Origin of the sequence: Acinetobacter sp. TWP2-2-3, assembly GCF_049896445.1 — a bacterium.
Lineage (GTDB): Bacteria > Pseudomonadota > Gammaproteobacteria > Pseudomonadales > Moraxellaceae > Acinetobacter.
Map to the genome: position 1 here is coordinate 94,648 of NZ_JAFCUI010000003.1, position 20,371 is coordinate 115,018.

General features: G+C 44.6%; 16 protein-coding genes. 14 read left to right on the forward strand and 2 right to left on the reverse strand.

Features of this window, described 5'->3' with window-relative positions:
• Nucleotides 1-164: 164 nt before the first annotated feature.
• Complete coding sequence (locus tag ACP7AK_RS05890; protein WP_425879047.1) at nucleotides 165-3,644, reverse strand: Rne/Rng family ribonuclease; 3,480 nt, start codon at nucleotides 3,642-3,644, stop codon at nucleotides 165-167.
• Nucleotides 3,645-4,410: 766 nt separating this feature from the next.
• Between ACP7AK_RS05890 and ACP7AK_RS05895 the strand changes: the two genes are divergently transcribed.
• From ACP7AK_RS05895 to ACP7AK_RS05925, 7 genes are all read left to right on the forward strand, one after another.
• On the forward strand, nucleotides 4,411-5,367 hold the full coding sequence (locus ACP7AK_RS05895) for an RluA family pseudouridine synthase (protein WP_004278531.1): 957 nt from the start codon (nucleotides 4,411-4,413) through the stop codon (nucleotides 5,365-5,367).
• A 346-nt stretch (nucleotides 5,368-5,713) separates the two neighbouring features.
• On the forward strand, nucleotides 5,714-6,382 hold the full coding sequence (locus ACP7AK_RS05900; protein WP_314137536.1) for an HAD-IA family hydrolase: 669 nt from the start codon (nucleotides 5,714-5,716) through the stop codon (nucleotides 6,380-6,382).
• A gap of 407 nt (nucleotides 6,383-6,789) precedes the next feature.
• Nucleotides 6,790-7,587, forward strand: a complete 798-nt coding sequence (locus tag ACP7AK_RS05905) for a 2-keto-4-pentenoate hydratase (protein WP_425879050.1) — start codon at nucleotides 6,790-6,792, stop codon at nucleotides 7,585-7,587.
• A 24-nt stretch (nucleotides 7,588-7,611) separates the two neighbouring features.
• Nucleotides 7,612-8,508 carry an acetaldehyde dehydrogenase (acetylating) gene (locus ACP7AK_RS05910; protein ID WP_425879052.1) on the forward strand — a complete coding sequence of 299 codons (897 nt, stop codon included), beginning with the start codon at nucleotides 7,612-7,614 and terminating at the stop codon, nucleotides 8,506-8,508.
• Between the two features lie 12 nt (nucleotides 8,509-8,520).
• The gene (dmpG, locus tag ACP7AK_RS05915) at nucleotides 8,521-9,540 is read left to right on the forward strand and encodes a 4-hydroxy-2-oxovalerate aldolase (RefSeq protein WP_005245890.1); all 1,020 of its coding nucleotides are present in this window, start codon (nucleotides 8,521-8,523) and stop codon (nucleotides 9,538-9,540) included.
• A 429-nt stretch (nucleotides 9,541-9,969) separates the two neighbouring features.
• Nucleotides 9,970-11,232 (forward strand): OprD family outer membrane porin, encoded by a 1,263-nt coding sequence (locus ACP7AK_RS05920; RefSeq protein WP_425879054.1) that lies wholly within the window; start codon nucleotides 9,970-9,972, stop codon nucleotides 11,230-11,232.
• A gap of 279 nt (nucleotides 11,233-11,511) precedes the next feature.
• Nucleotides 11,512-12,372 carry an alpha/beta fold hydrolase gene (locus ACP7AK_RS05925; RefSeq protein ID WP_213686461.1) on the forward strand — a complete coding sequence of 287 codons (861 nt, stop codon included), beginning with the start codon at nucleotides 11,512-11,514 and terminating at the stop codon, nucleotides 12,370-12,372.
• Between the two features lie 381 nt (nucleotides 12,373-12,753).
• Here the strand turns inward: ACP7AK_RS05925 and hcaR are convergent, their stop codons facing one another.
• Nucleotides 12,754-13,662 carry a DNA-binding transcriptional regulator HcaR gene (gene hcaR / locus ACP7AK_RS05930; RefSeq protein WP_044111817.1) on the reverse strand — a complete coding sequence of 303 codons (909 nt, stop codon included), beginning with the start codon at nucleotides 13,660-13,662 and terminating at the stop codon, nucleotides 12,754-12,756.
• Between the two features lie 281 nt (nucleotides 13,663-13,943).
• Between hcaR and hcaE the strand changes: the two genes are divergently transcribed.
• The 7 genes from hcaE (at nucleotide 13,944) to ACP7AK_RS05965 (ending at nucleotide 20,314) form a co-directional block, all read left to right on the forward strand.
• Nucleotides 13,944-15,311: a 3-phenylpropionate/cinnamic acid dioxygenase subunit alpha gene (gene hcaE, locus ACP7AK_RS05935; protein WP_004278520.1), complete on the forward strand. Its 1,368-nt coding sequence runs from the start codon at nucleotides 13,944-13,946 to the stop codon at nucleotides 15,309-15,311.
• Nucleotides 15,308-15,826, forward strand: a complete 519-nt coding sequence (gene hcaF, locus ACP7AK_RS05940; protein ID WP_425879058.1) for a 3-phenylpropionate/cinnamic acid dioxygenase subunit beta — start codon at nucleotides 15,308-15,310, stop codon at nucleotides 15,824-15,826. The genes hcaE and hcaF overlap by 4 nt, the downstream gene beginning before the upstream one ends.
• Nucleotides 15,826-16,152, forward strand: coding sequence for a 3-phenylpropionate/cinnamic acid dioxygenase ferredoxin subunit (gene hcaC, locus ACP7AK_RS05945; RefSeq protein WP_004278517.1), 327 nt, complete (start codon nucleotides 15,826-15,828; stop codon nucleotides 16,150-16,152). The genes hcaF and hcaC overlap by 1 nt, the downstream gene beginning before the upstream one ends.
• Before the next feature lie 2 nt (nucleotides 16,153-16,154).
• Nucleotides 16,155-16,970 carry a 3-phenylpropionate-dihydrodiol/cinnamic acid-dihydrodiol dehydrogenase gene (hcaB, locus tag ACP7AK_RS05950; RefSeq protein ID WP_425879060.1) on the forward strand — a complete coding sequence of 272 codons (816 nt, stop codon included), beginning with the start codon at nucleotides 16,155-16,157 and terminating at the stop codon, nucleotides 16,968-16,970.
• A gap of 73 nt (nucleotides 16,971-17,043) precedes the next feature.
• Entirely contained in the window at nucleotides 17,044-18,009 is a 966-nt protein-coding gene (locus ACP7AK_RS05955) for a 3-carboxyethylcatechol 2,3-dioxygenase (protein ID WP_425879062.1), read from the forward strand.
• A gap of 4 nt (nucleotides 18,010-18,013) precedes the next feature.
• The gene (gene hcaD, locus ACP7AK_RS05960; RefSeq protein WP_425879064.1) at nucleotides 18,014-19,240 is read left to right on the forward strand and encodes a 3-phenylpropionate/cinnamic acid dioxygenase ferredoxin--NAD(+) reductase subunit; all 1,227 of its coding nucleotides are present in this window, start codon (nucleotides 18,014-18,016) and stop codon (nucleotides 19,238-19,240) included.
• Between the two features lie 168 nt (nucleotides 19,241-19,408).
• Nucleotides 19,409-20,314, forward strand: coding sequence for a DMT family transporter (locus ACP7AK_RS05965; protein WP_425879066.1), 906 nt, complete (start codon nucleotides 19,409-19,411; stop codon nucleotides 20,312-20,314).
• The last annotated feature ends 57 nt before the right edge of the window (nucleotides 20,315-20,371 follow it).

Here is a 20,371-nt window from a genome sequence, read left to right on the forward strand (position 1 = left end):
ATTTATTTTTCGTATCCGATACGTTCAATTTATATACAGTAGACGAGCTATCCATCTTTTAGCGTTAAAACACTAGTGCAATCAACCTATTCTGACTAAATCTAGCAAAAAAAACCTAGTCACCGAAATGACTAGGTTTTTTTAGATGACTGCAATTGAGCAAATTATGATTCAGTTGCAGTATTGGCTTTTTTCGGTGGACGACCACGTGGACGACGTGGACGAGCAGCCTGTTTCTCCGCTTTTTCAGCTTCGCTGGCTTCAGTGTCTTCTGTTGTTACTTCGGCCTGATCCTGGGCTTCTGTAACAGGAGCTTCTGATTCAGCATTTGCTTCAACTGGCGCAGCATCTCTAGGTTGAGCTTCAGTCACTGGAGCCGCTTCTGTAGGAGCTGTATCTACTGGTGCCGTCGTTTCAGTCGCTTGTTCAGCTGGCTGAGCATTTACGGTTTCTTCAATAGCGATTTCAGTGGCTACTGGAGTTTCAGTTGCTGCTGCTTCAGCAGACTCTGCTTGTGCTTCTGTTGCTACAGGTGCTTCTGGTACAGTTTCAACTGCCGGAGCTGTTTCTACTTTAGCCTGTTGCTTGGCTTGTTGCAGGGCCTGTTCTGCAGCCTGTTTAGCCAGACGGCGACGCTCACGTGGATCGTTTGCGACACGTTTGTCCGACACCGGTTTTGGTGGAGTTAGATCCAGAACTGGAGCAGGCTCTGCTTCAACCTTGGCTACGGTCACTTGAACATCACGGGTGACCGGTTTTTTCTCTGTGGCAGGCGTTGCTGCAGCCACCAGACTCGCGTTGTACTCTTTTGTGAACTTCTCTAGAGCACGGTTGAAGGTTGGCAATAAACCAAACTGTTCAATCAGTACGGAGCAGTCTTCACCATAAACATGGCGAATCAGGCTACCAATGGTGAACTGACCCAACGTTGGTACTTGTGAAGGAGTCAACTTCTGAACTGTAGCCTGTTGAGGCTGTCCTTCACGCTGCTGACGACGACGCTGACGCGGATCGTTGCTGGCACGTGGTTTTTCAGCGCTTGATTCTTCAGCTGGCACAACCTCTTCAACAGGAGCTGTCAGTGCAGCTTCCACTACATTTTCAGCAGCGGCTTCTTCAACTGGCGCATCTGCCGGTGCAGTAACTTCAACCGTTGGCGTTACAACTGCAGCATTGTCATTCAATGCCACGATTTCGCTTTTCGCCTGGTCAATATTCACGACCATGGCTGTTGGCATCACGTCTTGACGTGGTGCATCGACCAACTCAACACGAAGCTGCTTGTCATTGACTGCTGGCGCTTCAACGACTGCAGGTGCTACTTGTTGAGCTTGCTCATTCAGTACGCTTGGATCGCGGTGGCGATTTGGACGTTCCTGACGTGGCTGGTTACGGCGGTCACGACGTGGCATTGCCTGTTGTGGCTGTTGTTCATTGTTTTGAACATCATTTTGCTGAGATGGCTCGTTATGATGCTGACGGCGAGAATTACGCTTGTTTTCACGTGCTTCATGACGTTGTTCTTGACGAGATACCTGAACCACTTCTTCATGCACCTGATGTTGCTGAGGAGCGGAAGCTTCAGACTGAACCTGCTCACGCGGTTCTTTGTGCTTCGGATTGCGTGGTTTTTTGTTGTTATGACGTGGTGCTCTTTCATCACGCTCTGCCGGTTTTTCAGCATCACGTTCCTGTTTTTGCGCTACAGTCGATGGTGCCAGGTAAGCATTGCTGCTTGCCGGAGCAGCAGGTTGAGACACTTGCTGTGGAGCAGGTTGTGCCACCGGTGCAGACAATTGACCGAACTGACCACGGCTCACCGCACCGCCATTGATCATTTGTTCAATTGCTGCAGCTGCATTGTTGGCAGTACGCGATTGATCAACAGTCGCTGCCTGTTTTTGAACAAACAGGTTTTCTAACCATGCGCATGGGCTAGATGCAGGAGCAGCAACTTGTGCTTGGGCTGGAGCTTGTTGCGCAACAGGTACTTGCTGTGCATTTTGGTTTTGCTGGTTACGGCGTTTATTGTTTCTGCCGTTGTTTTGCTGTTGAGCAGGCGCTGGTGCAGCAGCATGCGTATGTTGTTCTTCTTCTAAATGCCATTCAGATGACTCATAGCCCAACTCTTTTTCACTTGAACGAGTTGCTTCAGTACGTTCATAGCTGGTTGGTGCAAAGCCTTCGGCATTATAAGTGATTTCATAATGCGGTGTTTCCAGATGCGGGTGAGGCAACACAGTCACACGTACATTTGAAGTCTGTTCTAAATAGACCAAGGTGTGACGTTTTTCATTCAATAAGAAGGCAGCAATTTCGACTGGAACTTCGACTTGAACTTCACCATGACGTTCACGTAGCGCGATCTCTTCCACTTTACGCATAATCGAAAGTGATAAAGAACGAAGATCACGAACCATGCCGGTACCATGGCAGCGTGGGCAAACGTAGCCAGTCGCTTCTTCAAGAGAAGGACGCAGACGTTGACGGCTCATTTCCATCAAACCAAAACGTGACAATTGACCGAACTGGATACGGGCACGGTCACTTTGCGTCGCTTCACGCAGCTTCGCTTCCACCATACGCTGGTTGCGGTCTTTGGTCATGTCGATGAAGTCGATCACCACCAGACCACCGATATCACGTAAACGTAATTGACGCGCGATTTCTTCTGCCGCTTCAATATTGGTATTTAACGCGGTGTCTTCAACGTCGCTACCGCGAGTCGATTTTGCCGAGTTAATGTCAATTGACACTAAAGCTTCAGTTTGATCGATTACGATCGAACCGCCCGAAGGAAGTTTTACTTCACGTTCATAAGCAGTTTGAATTTGACTTTCAATCGCGAAATGCGCAAATAAAGGTTCATTTAAGGTATAAGTTTTCAGTTTTTCTAACTGACGTGGCATTACCGCTTTTACGAAGTTATAAGCTTCGTTATAAGCTTGTTCTGAGTCAATCAGGATTTCAGCAACATCATCACGCAGGTAGTCACGAATGGCACGTGTTACCACACCCGCTTCCTGATGTACCAGCATTGGCGATGGGCCTGAACTTGCCGTGCTCTGGATTTGTGCCCAAAGGTCTAACAAGTGCTGTAAGTCGAGTTGCAATTCTTCTTGTGAACGGCCAATCCCGGCAGTACGCACAATCACGCTCATACCACGTGGCACGTTCAGTGTTGCCAGCATTTCTTTCAGTTCTTCACGCACTGAACCGGAAATCTGACGGCTGATACCACCACCTTTCGGGTTGTTTGGCATTAATACCAAATAACGGCCAGCAAGTGAGATAAAAGTAGACAGGGCAGCGCCTTTGTTGCCACGCTCTTCTTTTTCCACCTGAACCAGAAGTTCGGTGCCTTCAGTGATCAGTTCACGGATATTTGAAGTTTGGCGAGGGTCGGCTTTGTAATATGAATTTGCGATTTCACGCATTGACAGGAAGCCTTGGCGACCTGCACCGTATTCAACGAATACAGCTTCTAAAGAAGGTTCAACGCGAGTCACGTGACCTTTGTAGATATTGGATTTTTTTTGTTCACGGGTACGATTTTCTAAATCAAAATCGTAAAGACGCTGACCAGTGACAAGTGCAACGCGAATTTCTTCGGCATGTGTTGCATTAATCAACATACGTTTCATGGGTGTAACACCTTATAGTGATACACAGCAAAAAATCGCTATACACGTAGCGAACATCACACATCACGGATCAATGGCTCAAATCTGCAATGAATTTCATTGTGGTTTGAGTCTTTTATGACCGAGCTCTATTTAATATAGATGGGCTTCGGTTTTTGATTCACGTATTGATGATGGCAATACGGCTTCAATCTTTAAACGGATTAAAGTCACCTGAACGCTTCACTGGCGGACGAGCGGTGCATTGGATGTGTGTAACTTTCACTGTCACATTGCTCGAAGATCATCCCTTCTTTATAGAAAGTGTCTTGATACGGAATTGTCGTCGTATCTTTACAAACTGTGCAGATCCAATGCATCAACGCTGTAGCCTGAAGTCGTCTTCAGGTTGCGACTAATCTGATGTGTATCAGTTTACGTTTAAAAACCAACAAAGTTGGCGACATATTTTTTAAGACAAACTGATTTATGTACCTGAGGTACAATTAAACGCAACAGTTTGCTTTGTTTGCCGATATAATAAGCCTTCGGCGTGGCATAATTCTTTGGGGACCTTCCCGTATCATGTGAGTCTTTAATTGAACAATCAAGTTCAGAAAAATCTGAAATGATTCAACTTTTACTCACAAACGATGGTTTCCGTGCGCTGACTATATCAAACCTTGCATCATCTGCCTATGGGCTAAGCTTATGTTTCTTGTGTAAAGCATAACCTAAGTGATCAGTTTTTAATCAATTTTAGTATTTTTTGGGTCATAGTAACTGTATGAATTCTACGCAACAATGGCAAAACGTCACTTGGTTTGAAGTGGATGAACATCAAGATGGACAACGCATCGATAATTTCCTGTTTAGTCGTCTGAAAGGTGTGCCAAAAAGCCGTATCTATCGTCTGATTCGTGAAGGCCAGGTTCGCGTTAATAAAAAACGCATTAAAGCAGAAACCAAACTCGCAATCGGTGACCAGATTCGCGTTGCGCCGATTCGCTATGAACAAAAAGATGAATCTGCTGCACCTGTTTCTGACAAAGTGGCACAAGGCTTATTGGCCCGTGTGATTTATGAAGATGAAGGTTTGATGGTCGTGAATAAACCTTCCGGGATTGCTGTGCATGGTGGTAGCGGTGTAGCCTATGGCCTGATTGAGGGCTTGCGTGCCGCAACCGGTAAAAAGTATCTGGAACTGATTCACCGGATTGACCGTGATACTTCCGGTCTGGTGATGATTTCCAAAAAGCGTAGCGTGTTGAAAACATTACAAGATATGTTGCGTGAACATAAAATCAAAAAAACCTATGCCGCTGTAGTAAAAGGGCAGGTCAGTCTGGATAAACAGCTGATTGATGCACCTTTACATCGTTACGAGCTGGCCAATGGTGAACGTCGTGTCTGCGTGTCCCCGAAAGAAGGTAAAGAGTCTAAAACCCAGTGGAATGTGCAGGAACGTTTTATGCATGCCACACTGGTGTATGCATCTCCGCTTTCTGGTCGTACCCATCAGATTCGTGTTCATGGTTTGAGTATTGGTCATCCGCTAGTAGGCGATGAAAAGTATGGTCATGAAACAGAATATCGTGGGCCAAAACCACGCCGTTTGTGTTTACATGCAATGCGTCTGGACATTCCGGGCTATCCAGCGATTGAAGCGCCATTGCCGGAAGATATGCAGAGTCTGGTGGCGCAGTTAAGAGCGCAGAAAGCGGATAAACCGGCTGCCCAATAAGGACTTATTTTTTCTTTTAATAAATTTAATCCACCCTCACCCTCCTTTGAAAAAGGAGGGAATTCCCCTATTTCTTAAAGAGGGCTAGGGGAGATTAAATTTCGAAAGAATCCTCTCCCTAAGCAGCACTGCTGAGCAAGTCTCCTTCTTGCACGTCGTTTAAAGCAGTGCTTTAAACTCGTTCAGGAGAGGGAACGTTACTTATTAAATAGTAATGTTGAATTAAAACTTCATTGATAATTCGACTTTATTGGTTCTTTTATTAAAGTCATTTGCTTAAGAATGAAAAATTCCTTCTCCTTGTAGGAGAGGGCTTCAAGACTGAATCAAATCTAGGAAATCTTTTATGAACTCACCTGTAAAATTGGTCATTTTCGATTGGGATGGCACTTTATTTGATTCAGTCGGTCAAATCGTGGCGAGTTTGCAGTTTGCCGCACAGCAGTTTCAGCAGCCGTTAACGGATGCAGATGCGAAAAGTATTATTGGACTGGGTTTACCTGAAGTTGCACAGCGTTTATTCCCGACAGTACCAGAATTACATACGGATATTTTGCAGGCTTATTCCGATCATTATGTTGCCAACTCATCAGGAGACTCCTGGTTTGAAGGCGTAGCGCACATGCTCGCAGATTTACAGCAGCAAGGCGTGAAGCTGGCAGTAGCCACAGGGAAAAGCCGTAAAGGTCTGGATCGTGTATTAAAACAGACGAACAGTGAAGAGCTGTTTGTGAGTACGCGCGCAGCCAGCGAAACCCATTCTAAACCTCATCCACTCATGTTAGAAGAAATTCTGGCGGAAACCGGTGTGCAGGCTGAACATGCGATTATGGTCGGTGATACGTCTTATGATCTGGAAATGGCGCAAAATATTGCCATGCCAAGCGTTGGGGTAAGTTATGGCGTGCATGCGCCTGAACTTTTAGCTCAATTTAATCCCGTTTGTATCGTGGATGATGTGGCTGCTTTGCATAGCGCTTTGTTGGCTAAAGTCCAATGGAAACAAGCAGTTTAATCCAGTATCTTGGTTGTAATGAAAAACAAGCAGTTCCCCGGTTTAAATTGGCTGGGGAATGCTGCAGATTTAAGCGCTGGTTCTTATCTTTTAGTCTAAAGTCGTAATTGTACTGATTTTATTCGGTCATATTATGGCAGTTATTTTGCTAAATAACGATGTGTTTTAAACAATAAGATTTTGTTTTATTTAATTTTTTATAAATTATTCTTATAGATAATAGCTATAGCAAAAAATAAAATAACTATTGGCACAAACGCCGGATTTTTCCCATCCTAAAACTGTTTATTCCTATGCTCGCTCTGAGAAAGGCAGTCCATGCGGATGATCAGCCTGATCATTTTCATATTTTCTGTCCTTCTTAGATCCCAGCATAAGCCTAATTTTTGCAGTTTAAGGAAACATTGATGTCGAATTCTGCTGTTGTTGAATCAGTTGCACAAGCACTTCGTAGCGCTGAATTATCACAAACTGCGATTGCACCGATTCGCCCGGAACTTGGCGGTGAAAGTGCTGACGTAGATATCGCCTATGCCGTTCAGGAAGTGAATACCGAGCGTGCTTTGTCTGAAGGTCGCCGTCTGGTGGGTCGTAAAATCGGTTTGACGTCTAAAGTCGTTCAAGCGCAACTGGGTGTAGATCAGCCGGATTTCGGTATGTTATTTGCCGACATGGCCTATGGCGATGGTGAAGCAATTCCAGCTGGCCTTCTGATTCAGCCGAAAGTTGAAGCAGAAATCGCATTGGTGATTAACCAGGATTTAACCAAAGAAAAACACACGTATGCAGACATTATCAGCGCAACTGATTATGCACTGCCTGCAATTGAAGTGGTCGATAGCCGTATCGAAAACTGGAAAATCAGCCTGATTGATACTGTGGCGGATAACGCATCTTCTGCTGCATTTATCTTGGGTTCTCAGCCGGTTAAGTTAGAAAAACTTGATCTTGTGAACTGCAAGATGGTGATGACGCGCGGTGAGGAAGTCGTTTCTCAAGGCGTGGGTAAAGCATGTCTTGCAAACCCACTCAATGCTGCGGTTTGGCTTGCAGATGAAATGGTGCGTCGTGGCCGTCCATTGTTGGCAGGTGACATCATCTTGACGGGTGCTTTAGGTCCAATGGTTGTGGCGCAACCAGGTGATGAATTCAAAGTTGAAATTGAAGGCTTCGGTTCAGTAACCGCTGCATTCGCTGCTGAATAATCAAGATTCCAAGAGAGTACATTCATGAAAAAGATTAAATGTGCAATGATCGGTCCAGGGAATATTGGTACTGATTTGCTTTATAAATTACAACGCAGCGAATGGTTAGAGCCTGTTTGGATGGTGGGGATTGACCCGACTTCTGAAGGTTTGGCGCGTGCTGCGAAAATGGGTTTAAAAACCACAGCTGAAGGCGTTGATGGTCTTCTTCCTCATGTGATTGCTGATGACATCAAAATTGCATTCGACGCAACTTCTGCCTATGTCCATGCTGAAAACAGACGCAAGCTGAATGAACTTGGCGTGTTGATGATCGACTTAACGCCTGCTGCGATTGGTCCATTTTGTGTACCACCAGTCAACCTTGAAGCATTACTACAAGCGGGCGAAGTACCAAACGTGAACATGGTGACATGTGGCGGTCAGGCAACGATTCCGATGGTGGCTGCGGTTTCTCGCGTTCAACCTGTTGAATACGGCGAAATCATTGCAACTGTATCGACTAAGTCGGTTGGTCCGGGAACGCGTAAAAACATTGATGAATTCACACGTACTACTGCAGGTGCCATTGAGAAAGTCGGCGGCGCGAAACAAGGTAAAGCGATCATCATCATTAACCCGGCTGAGCCACCTCTAATGATGCGTGATACTGTTCACTGTCTAGTAGAAGGTGAGCCGGATCAGGCAGCGATCACTGAATCTGTACATGCCATGATCAAGGAAGTTCAAAAATACGTACCAGGTTACAAGCTTGTAAATGGTCCTGTATTTGATGGCAACCGTGTATCAATTTACTTGGAAGTTGAAGGTCTGGGTGACTTCCTGCCGAAATACGCAGGCAACCTGGATATTATGACTGCAGCAGCTGCACGTACTGCAGAAATGTTCGCAGAACACGTGTTCAACATCGCTGAAGCTTAAAGGAATACCAAAATGTCTAAGATTATTGTTCATGATATGACTTTGCGTGATGGTATGCACCCGCAGCGCCATCAAACGACTGTTGAGCAAATGATTGCAATTTCAACAGCACTTGATGATGCTGGCGTACCTTTAATTGAAGTAACACACGGTGACGGCCTGGGTGGTTCATCAGTGAACTACGGTTTTGCTGCTGCAACGGATGAAGAATACTTGTCTGCTGTTGTGCCACGTATGAAAAATGCAAAAATTTCTGCATTGCTTTTACCTGGTATCGGTACGGTTGACCATTTGAAAATGGCACATGAAATTGGTGTTTCTACCATTCGTGTGGCGACGCATTGTACTGAAGCGGATTGTTCTGAGCAGCACATCACCGCTGCACGTAAACTAGAAATGGACACTGTGGGCTTCTTGATGCTTGCGCATATGGCATCTCCTGAAAAATTGCTTGAAGAAGCAAACAAGATGGTGTCTTACGGTGCAAACTGTATCTATGTGACAGATTCAGCGGGTTATATGCTTCCGCAGGACGTGATCGACCGTGTGGGTCACTTACGTCAACACTTGGATTCAAGCATTGAGCTTGGTTTCCACGGTCACCACAACTTAGGCATGGGTGTATCGAATACTGTTGCTGCGGTTCAGGCAGGTGCGGTACGTGTTGATTTGGCGTCTGCAGGTTTAGGTGCTGGTGCGGGTAATACACCACTCGAATTGTTTATCGCTGTGGCAAACCGTATGGGTATGGACACTGGTGTTGACTTGTTTAAAGTACAAGACGTTGCTGAAGATCTGGTGATTCCAATGATGCACAACCCGATCCGTGCCGACCGTGATGCGGCAACTTTAGGTTATGCCGGTGTTTACTCTTCATTCCTGTTGTTTGCTAAACGCGCTGAAGCGAAATATGGCGTATCTGCGCGTGAAATCCTGATGGAACTTGGTCGCCGTGGTACGGTTGGTGGTCAGGAAGACATGATCGAAGACTTGGCATTAACCATGTCTAAAGCGCGTGAGTTACAAGCTTAATTTTTAATGCAATCGTATTAAAATAAGGCTAATAAAAAAGCATCCAAAGTGGATGCTTTTTTATTATGAAGTAGTTTTAATAATATATTAAAACTCTGATCTCAGATATTTTAGTTATAGTGTTATGTGAAGATTATTTTAGTTTAATTTTTTCCTTAAACATAAAAACGATAAATAAAAAATATTATCTTAAAGTTTTTAAAAAAATTGCGCTTATTAATAAAGGAAACAGAAATTTGAATTAAATATCCGGTCAAATTTTTATTTTCTTTAATCGGTTTAAAATCTAAGAGATTGAGCGCTTAAATCTGGGCTTGGAATATGGAGAGCTAAAAGAGCAAAAGTTTAATACTGTGGTCGGATTTTTTATTTAAACCGACTTGCGCATGATGGCGGCATGGATTTTATCAGCTGAATGGGGAACTCATCATGCGTCGTCACAATTTACGGATTGCAATGCTTGCTGCGACAGCAACTTTAGGGACAACTGCAACGAATGCAGATTTTATTGACGACAGCAATGTTCAACTCAAATTTAAAAACTTTTATCTAGACCGTCAGTATCAAGATAACTACTCATCACGTAACTGGGGTTCTTGGTCACAAGGCGTGACTCTGGATGCCAAGTCCGGTTATCACGATATCGGTGGTGGTGTGCAGGTCGGTGCTGATGTACTGGTTCAGCATGCAGTTAAACTCAATGGCCGTGATAAAAATCCGGACTGGGTTTTACCACACGATGGCAAAGAATCAAAAGACCATTTCGGTAAAGTCGGCGCGACCTTAAAAGCCAAAGTGTCACAAACTGAACTGAAAGTCGGTGAGTTATTGCCTGTATCTCCAGTCTTGGTATTTGATCCATCGCGTCAGTTATTGACGACTTATAGTGGTGCCTGGTTAGAGTCTAAAGACCTTAAAGATACCAAGTTAACTCTGGCTTATATTGATGGTATTAACAACCGTTATGACAACCAGTTCCGTGATTTAACTAAATTTTCTCCACCAAGTTTCTATGATACGGGTGCTGAAGCTGATGGCATGTGGATTGCGGGTGTAGACCACCAGCTTACTAAAGAAGTAGGGGCGAGCTACTGGTATGCCGATGTTCAAGACATTTACCAACAGCATTATCTGGGTGTGAATTATAAAACTGCGCTTGGTGAAAAAACCAAATTAGATAGCCACATCCGTTACTTCGATAACTCGGAGTCAGGTGACAAGCTGTATGGTGAGATCGATAACCAGGCATTATCTGTCGCTGCAAAAGTGAATCATGGTGCACATACCGTAGGTGTAGGTTACCAGCAAATGTTTGGTGATAGCGCATTCCCGACATTGGGTGGCTGGGTGCCACAGCCTTATCTGGCGAACTGGGGGGTAGCGACCTTTACCGCGCCTGAAGAAAAGTCATGGAATGTTGCTTATGGCTATGATTTCTCTGAAATGGGTGCAAAAGGCTTAAATGTAACAGCCGTATATTTCAAAGGTTATGATCAGAAAGGGACGGGGGCGTATCAAGGTCAGAACTTCAATACGGATGAAGTGAATGCCATCGTGAACTACACTGTGCCAGAAGGTAAATTAAAAGGTTTGGGTGTACAGGCGATGTATATTGATGTGAATTTTGCCAATCCAGCAAAACCAGACCTGCAAGAATACCGTGTCGCCACCACTTATACGCATAAATTCTAATACCCGTATATTTTAAAAGCAGTCAGTCTTCTGGCTGCTTTTTGGTTTAGGAATGCAGTTAAAACCTTAGTTTATGTAGGGTTTAATTTATAAAAAAATATATAAAACAAACACTTAAATTATATCTATTTTGTTGGGTGCAATCGTAATTTTGTATCAGTTTGCTGCAGCTGAGCGGTTAATATAAGGGTGTACACAAGTCATTTTAATGAGTCAACTTGACGTCGAATTCTTGAAAATAGAGGGACACGCAAGCGAAAGACTGTAAGAGGAAGCAATATGAGCACTGTTCAAATCCCTGACTATCAAACAGATCCATTCTTTGGCTTAGAAGACAAATGGATTGAAACCGCTGAAGGCGAGTTGACCCATTACCACGAAATTGGTGAAGGTACGCCTATTCTATTTTTACACGGTTCAGGTACAGGTGTATCGGCCGCGGCAAACTGGTGGTTAAATCTGCCACAAATTGGTGAACAGGCACGTTGTATCGCGATTGATACCGTTGGTTATGGCCAAACTGTGGTTGCGCCGGGTACTGAATATGGTATCCGTGCCTGGGTAGATCATGCGATTCGTACGCTAGACGCTTTGGGTATCGAAAAAACCTGGTTAGTGGGTAACTCTCTGGGTGGCTGGTTAGCATTCCAGATGGCATTGGATTATCCAGATCGCATTTTGGGTATCGTGTCTATGGGTACGGGCGGTGCGAAACAGACAGCTGCACTTAAAGCTCACGCAAACCCAGTTCTTACAGAAGAAGGGATCAAGAAAACTCTTTCTATGTTTGTCGTAAATAAAGATCTAATTACTGATGAACTGGTAAAAGTACGTTTTGCTTCTGCTGCAAATGACTATGCATCAAATCGTTTAATGGATGTGGTTGGCGCACGTGACCGTGACCGTTTCGAATTCCCATTAGACTTCGAAAAAATGAAAGACATTACTGTGCCTGTACTATTGATTCATGGTACGCAAGACGTGGTGATTCCGGTTTCTCGTACTTGGGACATCCTGAACATCGTGCCAAATGCTGATGCACATATCTTCAGCCAATGCGGTCACTGGTCTCAAGTTGAAAAAGCAGATGAGTTCAACACTGTGATCAAAAACTACCTGGCTGTTCACGGCGTAAAATAAGTTTGATACAGTTTTAAAAAAGGATGGCTTTGGTCATCCTTTTTTATATCGGAAATATTTAAGGTAGCGCACCTAAGTGAGTTTGATTCTCATTTATTTGAATAAATATAAAAATCTAATAATTTTTATAGGTTTGAGCTATTTAAACTGAGAAAAATCCGAATGAAACTTTATTAGACTTAAGTGGTAAATGCAGTACATTTAGAGCTAAAAATACACAATTTGGGTCAAGGGCAAGTGACAAATTTAAGCGCCAGAAATAGATTCTTTATTATAAAATAGAATTAAAAATGGATTCTTAAGCATAAAATAATAAAACAAAAAAAGCACATGCCTATCATAAGTTGAATGGCATATGCCTAATGCAGGGAAGAAATAGGATTAATTTTGTTCGCTACGGTTAATATCCAGATAGAACACACGGGTCAAAAGCTCAAGAAATTTGCTCACGACATAGGATTTGTTGTTTTTATGGTAGCTGACATACAGGTCTAAATAGGGCAACTCCACGTCCAGCGGACGAATCACGGTATTATCCATGGTTAGTGGTGCAATATAGCCAGGCAAAATGGTACAGCCTAGGCCCATTCCGATCGAGTTGATATTAAATAAAATATTATCGGCCTTTTGCACGATATTGAGTTCAATGCCGTTGGCTTTGGCAAAGTCCAGAATAGCCTGGTTCAGGGTCAAGGACTGCTCTGCTGATGGAATAATAAAATCAATACCATTCAATGCTTTAACAGGAATTCTTTCGTATTTTGCTAAGGGGTGATCTTTAGGCAGGAGAAAAATCAGCGGTTCACGAATCACGAACTGGCTTTCAATTTCATCACTATTGAAATTATGACGGGTAAATGTCAGATCTAGATCACCTTTTTTTAACAAACGCATCTGCTCATTGTTGTTCAGGCTGAGCAGTTCAATTTTTAAATCTGGGTTCTGTACACGTAGATTTGGCAAGATATAGGGGAAGATTTTCATCTCGGCTACCGGTACAAAACCGATACGGAGCATTTGCTGTTTGGCCTGTGACACCTGACGTGCCATGGCAACGGCTTTGTCCGCCTGTGCAAGGGTGAGACGGGCCTGTTCCAGGAATACGGCGCCTTCTTCGGTCAGCTCTACTTTACGTTTGGTCCGGTTGAGTAGCTTTACCCCGACATCTTCTTCCAGGTCTTTGATTTGCTGGCTAAGTGAGGGTTGAGCCGTATAAAGTTTAAGTGCTGCCTTACTAAAATTGAGCTCTTCAGCAACGGTGATAAAGTAGCGAAGGTGTCGTAATTCCATGTCATCAACCCAAAGAGTAATCCAAAAAATGTCTTACTATAATTTCCTCAAAGTATAATCTATAAACAACTATGTCGTGAAGATTATTTTCCCATTCATAAACTAAATGCTCTGGCGGGATTAATAGATGTTTTAATATAAAAATTCACGTGCTTAATAATTGCTTTAAGCTCTTAATTGAAACAAAAAAAATATTTCCCGAAAAACGCTGTCAAATCCATCATCGTTGAAAAGTTGAGTCTATTACTTTGTGCCAAAGATAGGTCACAGGAGAGCTTTTCATGAGTGGAAAAATTGATGTGCGCGAAATCGATGCTTTAGTCGATGCACAAAATGGACGTATCACGCCATCTATTTATACAGATCCTGACATTTACGAATTAGAACTCGAACGTGTTTTCGGTCGTACTTGGTTATTCCTTTGCCATGAAAGCCAAATTCCTAAGGCTGGTGATTTCTTCAACACCTACATGGGTGAAGATCCAATCATTGTGGCACGTCAAAAAGACGGCTCAATTAAAGCATTCTTGAACCAGTGCCGTCACCGTTCTATGCGCGTAAGCTTCGCAGACTGTGGTAATACACGTGCGTTTACTTGCCCATACCACGGCTGGTCATACGGTATTGACGGTTCACTAAAAGACATCCCGCTGGAAGATCGTGCTTACCCACATGGTGCATGTAAAGAGCAATGGGGTCTGGTTGAAGTGAATCGTGTGAAGTCTTACAAAGGCCTGGTATTTGCTTGTTGGGATGAAACCACACCTGACCTAGAAGAATACATGGGCGATATCGCTTGGTACTTAGATGGCGTTGTTGACCGTCGTCCAGGTGGTACTGAAATCATCGGTGGTGTACACAAGTGGGAAATCGAGTGTAACTGGAAATTTGCAGCGGAACAGTTTGCATCTGACCAATATCACGCCTTGTTCTCTCACGCTTCTGCGATCCAAGTATTGGGCGCAAAACCAGATGACGAATCATCTAAGAAATTAGGTGCTGCGCAAACTGCTCGTCCAGTTTGGGAAACTGCCAAAGACGCGATCCAGTACGGTTCACGTGGTCATGGTTCAGGCTTCTTCTTCACAGAGAAACCAGACGCAAACGTATGGGTTGACGGTGAAGTTGCCAACTACTTCCGTGAAACTTACGACGAAGTTAAAGAGCGCCTAGGCGAGACTCGTGCACTGCGTCTTGCAGGTCACAACACCATGTTCCCAACTTTGTCTTGGTTGAACGGTACTGCAACACTTCGCGTATGGCATCCACGTGGTCCAAACAAAACCGAAGTATGGGCATTCTGTATTGCGGATGCTGAAGCATCTCAAGAAGTGAAAGAAGCATTTGAACGTTCTGCAACGCGTGCCTTTGGTCCAGCCGGTTTCCTCGAGCAAGATGACTCTGAAAACTGGATCGAGATCCAAAAAGTTTTACGTGGTTATAAAGCACGTCAAAACAAACTCATTATGGAAATGGGTAAAGGCAACGAAAAAGTACGTGAAGATGGTATCCCAGGTATCACCAACTACATTTTCTCTGAAACTGCAGCACGTGGTATGTACCGCCGCTGGGCAGATTTATTGATCCATGAAAAATGGGAAGACGTAGAAAAAGCAGCTGACGAATATGAGAAGGAGCTTATGAAATGAGTCAAATCAGCTTAGAACTTCATCACCAAATTAGTCAGTTTCTATATCGTGAAGGCAAAGCACTAGACGACTGGAAATTCCGCGATTGGCTGGACATGCTGGCAGAAGACATCTCTTACACGCTACGTACCACGCCAAATGCACAAACCCGTGACCGTCGTCGTTCAGTTGAACCACCTACCACTTGGGTATTCAACGACACCAAAGACTTGCTCGAACGTCGTGTTGCGCGTCTTGAAACCGGTATGGCCTGGGCTGAAGAGCCTCCATCACGTACCACTCACATGGTGAGCAACGTGATTGTAGAGCCGACTGAAGTTGAAGGCGAATACGACGTGTACGTAACGTATTTGTTATACCGTACGCAAAAAGAGAAAGACATTGTCATTTACTGCGGTAAACGCCATGACAAGATCCGTAAAGTTGAAGGCGGCCTCGGCTTCCAGATCTTCAACCGTAAGATCACGCTTGACCAAGTTACTTACAGTTCACATAACCTGAGTGTGTTCTTCTAATGAATAAGATTTTTGTATGCCAAGTTGACGAATTAGACGAAGGCGAAGCGTTAAAAGTAGATTGTGGCGTAAACGGTATCGAAGCGCTTGCTGTATTTAACAATGGCGGTGAATTCTTCGCTATGAACGATAAATGCAGTCATGGTAATGCTTCTATGTCGGAAGGTTACCTTGAAGATGACGGTACTGTGGAATGTCCATTGCATTCAGCACGTTTCTGTTTAAAAACAGGTGAAGCATTGTGTCTACCTGCAACTGATCCAATCAAAACATTCCCAGTGATTGTTGAAGATGGCCAATTGTTTGTAGAGATGGCAGGAGAGTAAGCATGGGTTGGCTACAGGGCGAAGTTGCACTTATTACTGGTGGTGGTTCAGGCTTAGGCTGGGCTTTGGTCGAGCGTTTTATTGAGGAAGGTGCACAAGTTGCGGTTCTTCAACGTTCAAAAGCTAAAGTAGATGCATTAAATGAACACTTCGGTGGAAAAGTTCTTGCGATCGAAGGTGATGTAGCCAGCTATGCAGATAACGTTCGTGCAGTTCAAGCCACTGTGGAACGTTTCGGTAAACTCGATTGTTTCGTTGGTAATGCCGGTATTTGGGATCACTATGCCGATATCGTCAATACCTCTGGTGAGCAACTAGAAAAAGCCTTTGACGAGATTATGGGCATCAATACCAAATCTCTGATCTTCGGTGCGAAGGCTGCACTGGATGCATTGATCGCTTCTGAAGGTTCTATCATATTTACTTTGTCTAATTCGGCACTGTACTCCGCTGGCGGAGGCCCTGTATATACTGCATCTAAGCATGCGGGTGTCGGGATTATGAAAGAACTGGCTTACGAGCTTGCGCCTAAAGTACGAGTGAACGCTGTTGCACCGTCAGGTATGAATGCGAATATCAAAGGTGCGGCATCGCTGGGTCAGGAAAATGTGGGCCTGCTCGATGCACGTGATCCTGAGAAAATTGCACGTGGCATGCCACTGAATTTCTTGCCTGAACCGGAAGATATGACCGGTTCATACGTGCTGTTGGCATCTCGTCAAAACAACCGTCCTTTGACTGGTGTTCTGATCAATGCAGAATGCGGTCTGGGTATTCGTGGCCTACGTCAGCCACGTGCAGGTTTCTTTGACGAATAAACATCTAGTCTCATTCAAATGGACTTACCGGCAGCCTCTTCTCTCAGGGCTGCTTTCCTTCTAGGAGTCTCTCATGGCCGTTAAACTTATTTGTGCATCGCACAGTCCTTTAATGGAATTTGCTTCACCTCAAGATCAATCAAAAAAGCAAAAAGTTCGTGCTGCTTTTGAAAAACTCTCTGCTGAAGTAAAAGCTTACGACCCAACCCTGATCATCACTTTTGGTCCAGATCATTTTAATGGTTTCTTCTATGACCTGATGCCAAGTTTCTGCGTCGGTATTCGTGCCAAAGCTGCAGGTGACTGGGATTATGGCAAGGACAATGACCATATTGATGTACCTGAAGACAAGGCATTAGATCTGGTTCGACGTATACTGGATGAAGGCGTGGATGTTGCCTACTCATACCGTATGCAGGCTGACCATGGCGTGACTCAGCCCTTACATTTCCTGTGTGAAGGCAAACTTGACCGTTATCCAACGATTCCAATTTTTATTAATGGCGCTGCTGCACCTATGCCAACCACCAAGCGTACCATCGCTTTGGGCCGTGCTGTGGGTCAATACATCAAGTCTTTAAACCTTGAAAACGAGCGTGTGCTTGTTTTAGGTACCGGTGGTCTGTCACATGATCCACCTACACCGCAAATGGGTGCAGTACCGCCAGAAGTGGAAGAGTTCCTGATTGCAGGCCGTTATCCAACGCCTGAAGCACGTCATGCACGTCAATCCAAAATTATTGCAGTGGGTCAAAAGCTGGCAGCAGGGGATACGTCAGTTGCCGTGCCTCTGAATGCTGAATGGGATATTGCCCTGCTAGAAACCTTCAAGAACGCTGATTTTGCAACATTAGAAGCAATGACTGAAGCTGAAATCCGCCGTGATGGTGGTCGTGGTGGTCAGGAAGTCCGTTCTTGGATGGCTGCCTTCGCTGCCTTAAGCGAAATGGGTGAGTATGAAATGACCACGCATTGCTATGAAGACATCAGCGAATGGATTGCCGGCTTCGGTATCGTATCTGCAGAGTTAAAAGGTTAAGAAAATGAGCAACGTAAACAACATCGTGATCGTGGGTGCTGGCCAGGCAGGTGCGAGCGCAATTTTAGAACTTCGTGGCAACAAGTATGAAGGCAAAATTACCTTAATTGGTGATGAAAGCCATCTTCCTTATGAGCGCCCACCATTGTCTAAAGATGTGATTCTAAAACCTGAAGACACCAAGATCGAAATCCTGTCAGAACAGAAACTGGCAGATTTGGGTGTGGAAACAATTCGTGGAAATGGCGTGGCGAAAATCAATGCTGAAGCGAAAACCGTTGAACTCCTGAACGGTGATGTTGTTGCTTATGACAAACTCTTGCTTGCAACAGGTGGTGCCGCGCGCCGTTTGCCTAATTTCGATGCTTTGGGCAAACACGTTTATACCCTGCGTAACCTGGAAGATTCACAAACGCTGGTGCCTGTGCTTCAAGCCGGTCGCCGTATCATCCTGATTGGTGGTGGCGTGATTGGTCTTGAGCTGGCATCTTCAGCACGTTACAAAGACTGTCAGGTGACTGTGATCGAAATGGGTCCAATGGTCATGGGCCGTTGTTCACCACAAATCCTGAGCGAATTCCTGCTGGAACAGCATCGTCAAAACCAGGTTGATGTGCGTCTTGAAACCAAGATTGCAGATTGCCGTTTAGATGGTGAAGAAGTCGTGGTAACGCTGGAAGGCGGTGAAGAGCTTCGTGCTGATGCTGTAGTTTACGGAATCGGGATCGTGCCAAATGCACAGCTTGCAGTAGATGCAGGTCTGGACGTTGATGTTGCGATTAAAGTCAATGAACATTGCCAAACCTCGAATGCTGACATTTATGCAGCAGGCGATGTTGCGACTCAGTTGCGTGACTGTGGCAATCACCGCCGCGTGGAAACCTGGGAAAATGCCAACCTTCAGGCAGGTATCTTCGCGCGTCACGTGATGGATGTGGAACATCCGAAAGCCAATCCGGCCTGGTTCTGGACGGATCAGCTGAATATCAACTTCCAGTTTGTCGGCGATATGGCCGCAGCTGAATGGCATATCCGTGGTGAAATGGATGCAGCCAAAGGTGCAGATAATTCATTCGTGATGTATGGTGTGACAGATGGTCAGATCGTTGGCGGGATTACCGTGAATGCAGCCAAAGAAATGCGTCATTTGAAAAAAATGATCAGCAAAAATACGGCGTTTGATGTTGAAAAACATTTGGATATCGCACAAGACTTACGCAAAATTGCTTAAGTTGTATTGAGATATCTTGGGACAGACCTATGTTTTGCATAGGTCTGTTTTTTATGCACGAAACTTGATGAATTTATCAAAAATTAAAACTTCATCTCAGCATGAATTCGCTATACGCTATTTTTGAAGTTGCTGATCCAGAACTTCTTGGCCTCGTTTAGGAGACTTATGAGTTCTTCATCATCATTGCCGGTCACGGCAAGTATTTACGCTTTATTGGTACTGATCTGGGCAGCAACGCCACTGGCGATTGTCTGGAGCGTGGCCGAGATTCACCCAATGTGGGTGCTGATCATTCGCTATTTCGGTGCCTCGGTTATTGCACTGTTCCTGCTGAAGATCATGCGCGACCCGCTGCCTTTTGACCGTACTTCAATGAAAAGTTATCTGGCAGGCAGTTTGAATTTAATCGGTGCGCAGCTGTTTATTTATCTGGCAGCCAATTATTTAACCTCAGGGTTGATGGCACTAATTTTTGGTTTTTCACCGCTGATCGCTGGTTTGATCGGGCATATGATTTTAAAAACCCATAAACTGATCTGGCTGCAATGGCTCGGCATGGCAGTGGCCGTCGCCGGTTTATGTTTTGTTTTTGCCGACTCGGCAGACAGCAAGATCAATCCCTGGGGGGTGGTGCTGATGCTGATCAGTATGGTGTCTTATATCAGCTCGATCTTCTGGGTTAAGCAGATCAGTGCACCCTTGAGTCCGATGTCGCAAGCGACGGGTTCATTGCTGGTCTCCGCGGCTGGTTCAGTCATTTTAGTGCCGTTTATCTGGCAACATATGCCGACTCAGTTGCCTAGCACACAGGCAATGATCGGTTTTGTATTTACCATGATCATGTCTTCGATTGTGGCAATGCTGTGTTATTTCTGGCTGATTCGCCGTCTAAATGCTTCGACCGTTTCATTGAGTAATGTGATGACGCCGGTGATCGCTCTGGTATTGGGAGCAACCTTAAATCATGAAATTATCAGCAGTCATGCTTTTGCCGGTATTGCGGTAGTGATGTTCGGGATCATCATGTATTTCTGGAAAGAGTGGCGCGAGCAGTATTTTTCCAAGCATTAAAACTGTAAAAATCAAAAGGGCGAAAGCCCTTTTATTATTTGAGTAGAGAGTAAAGTG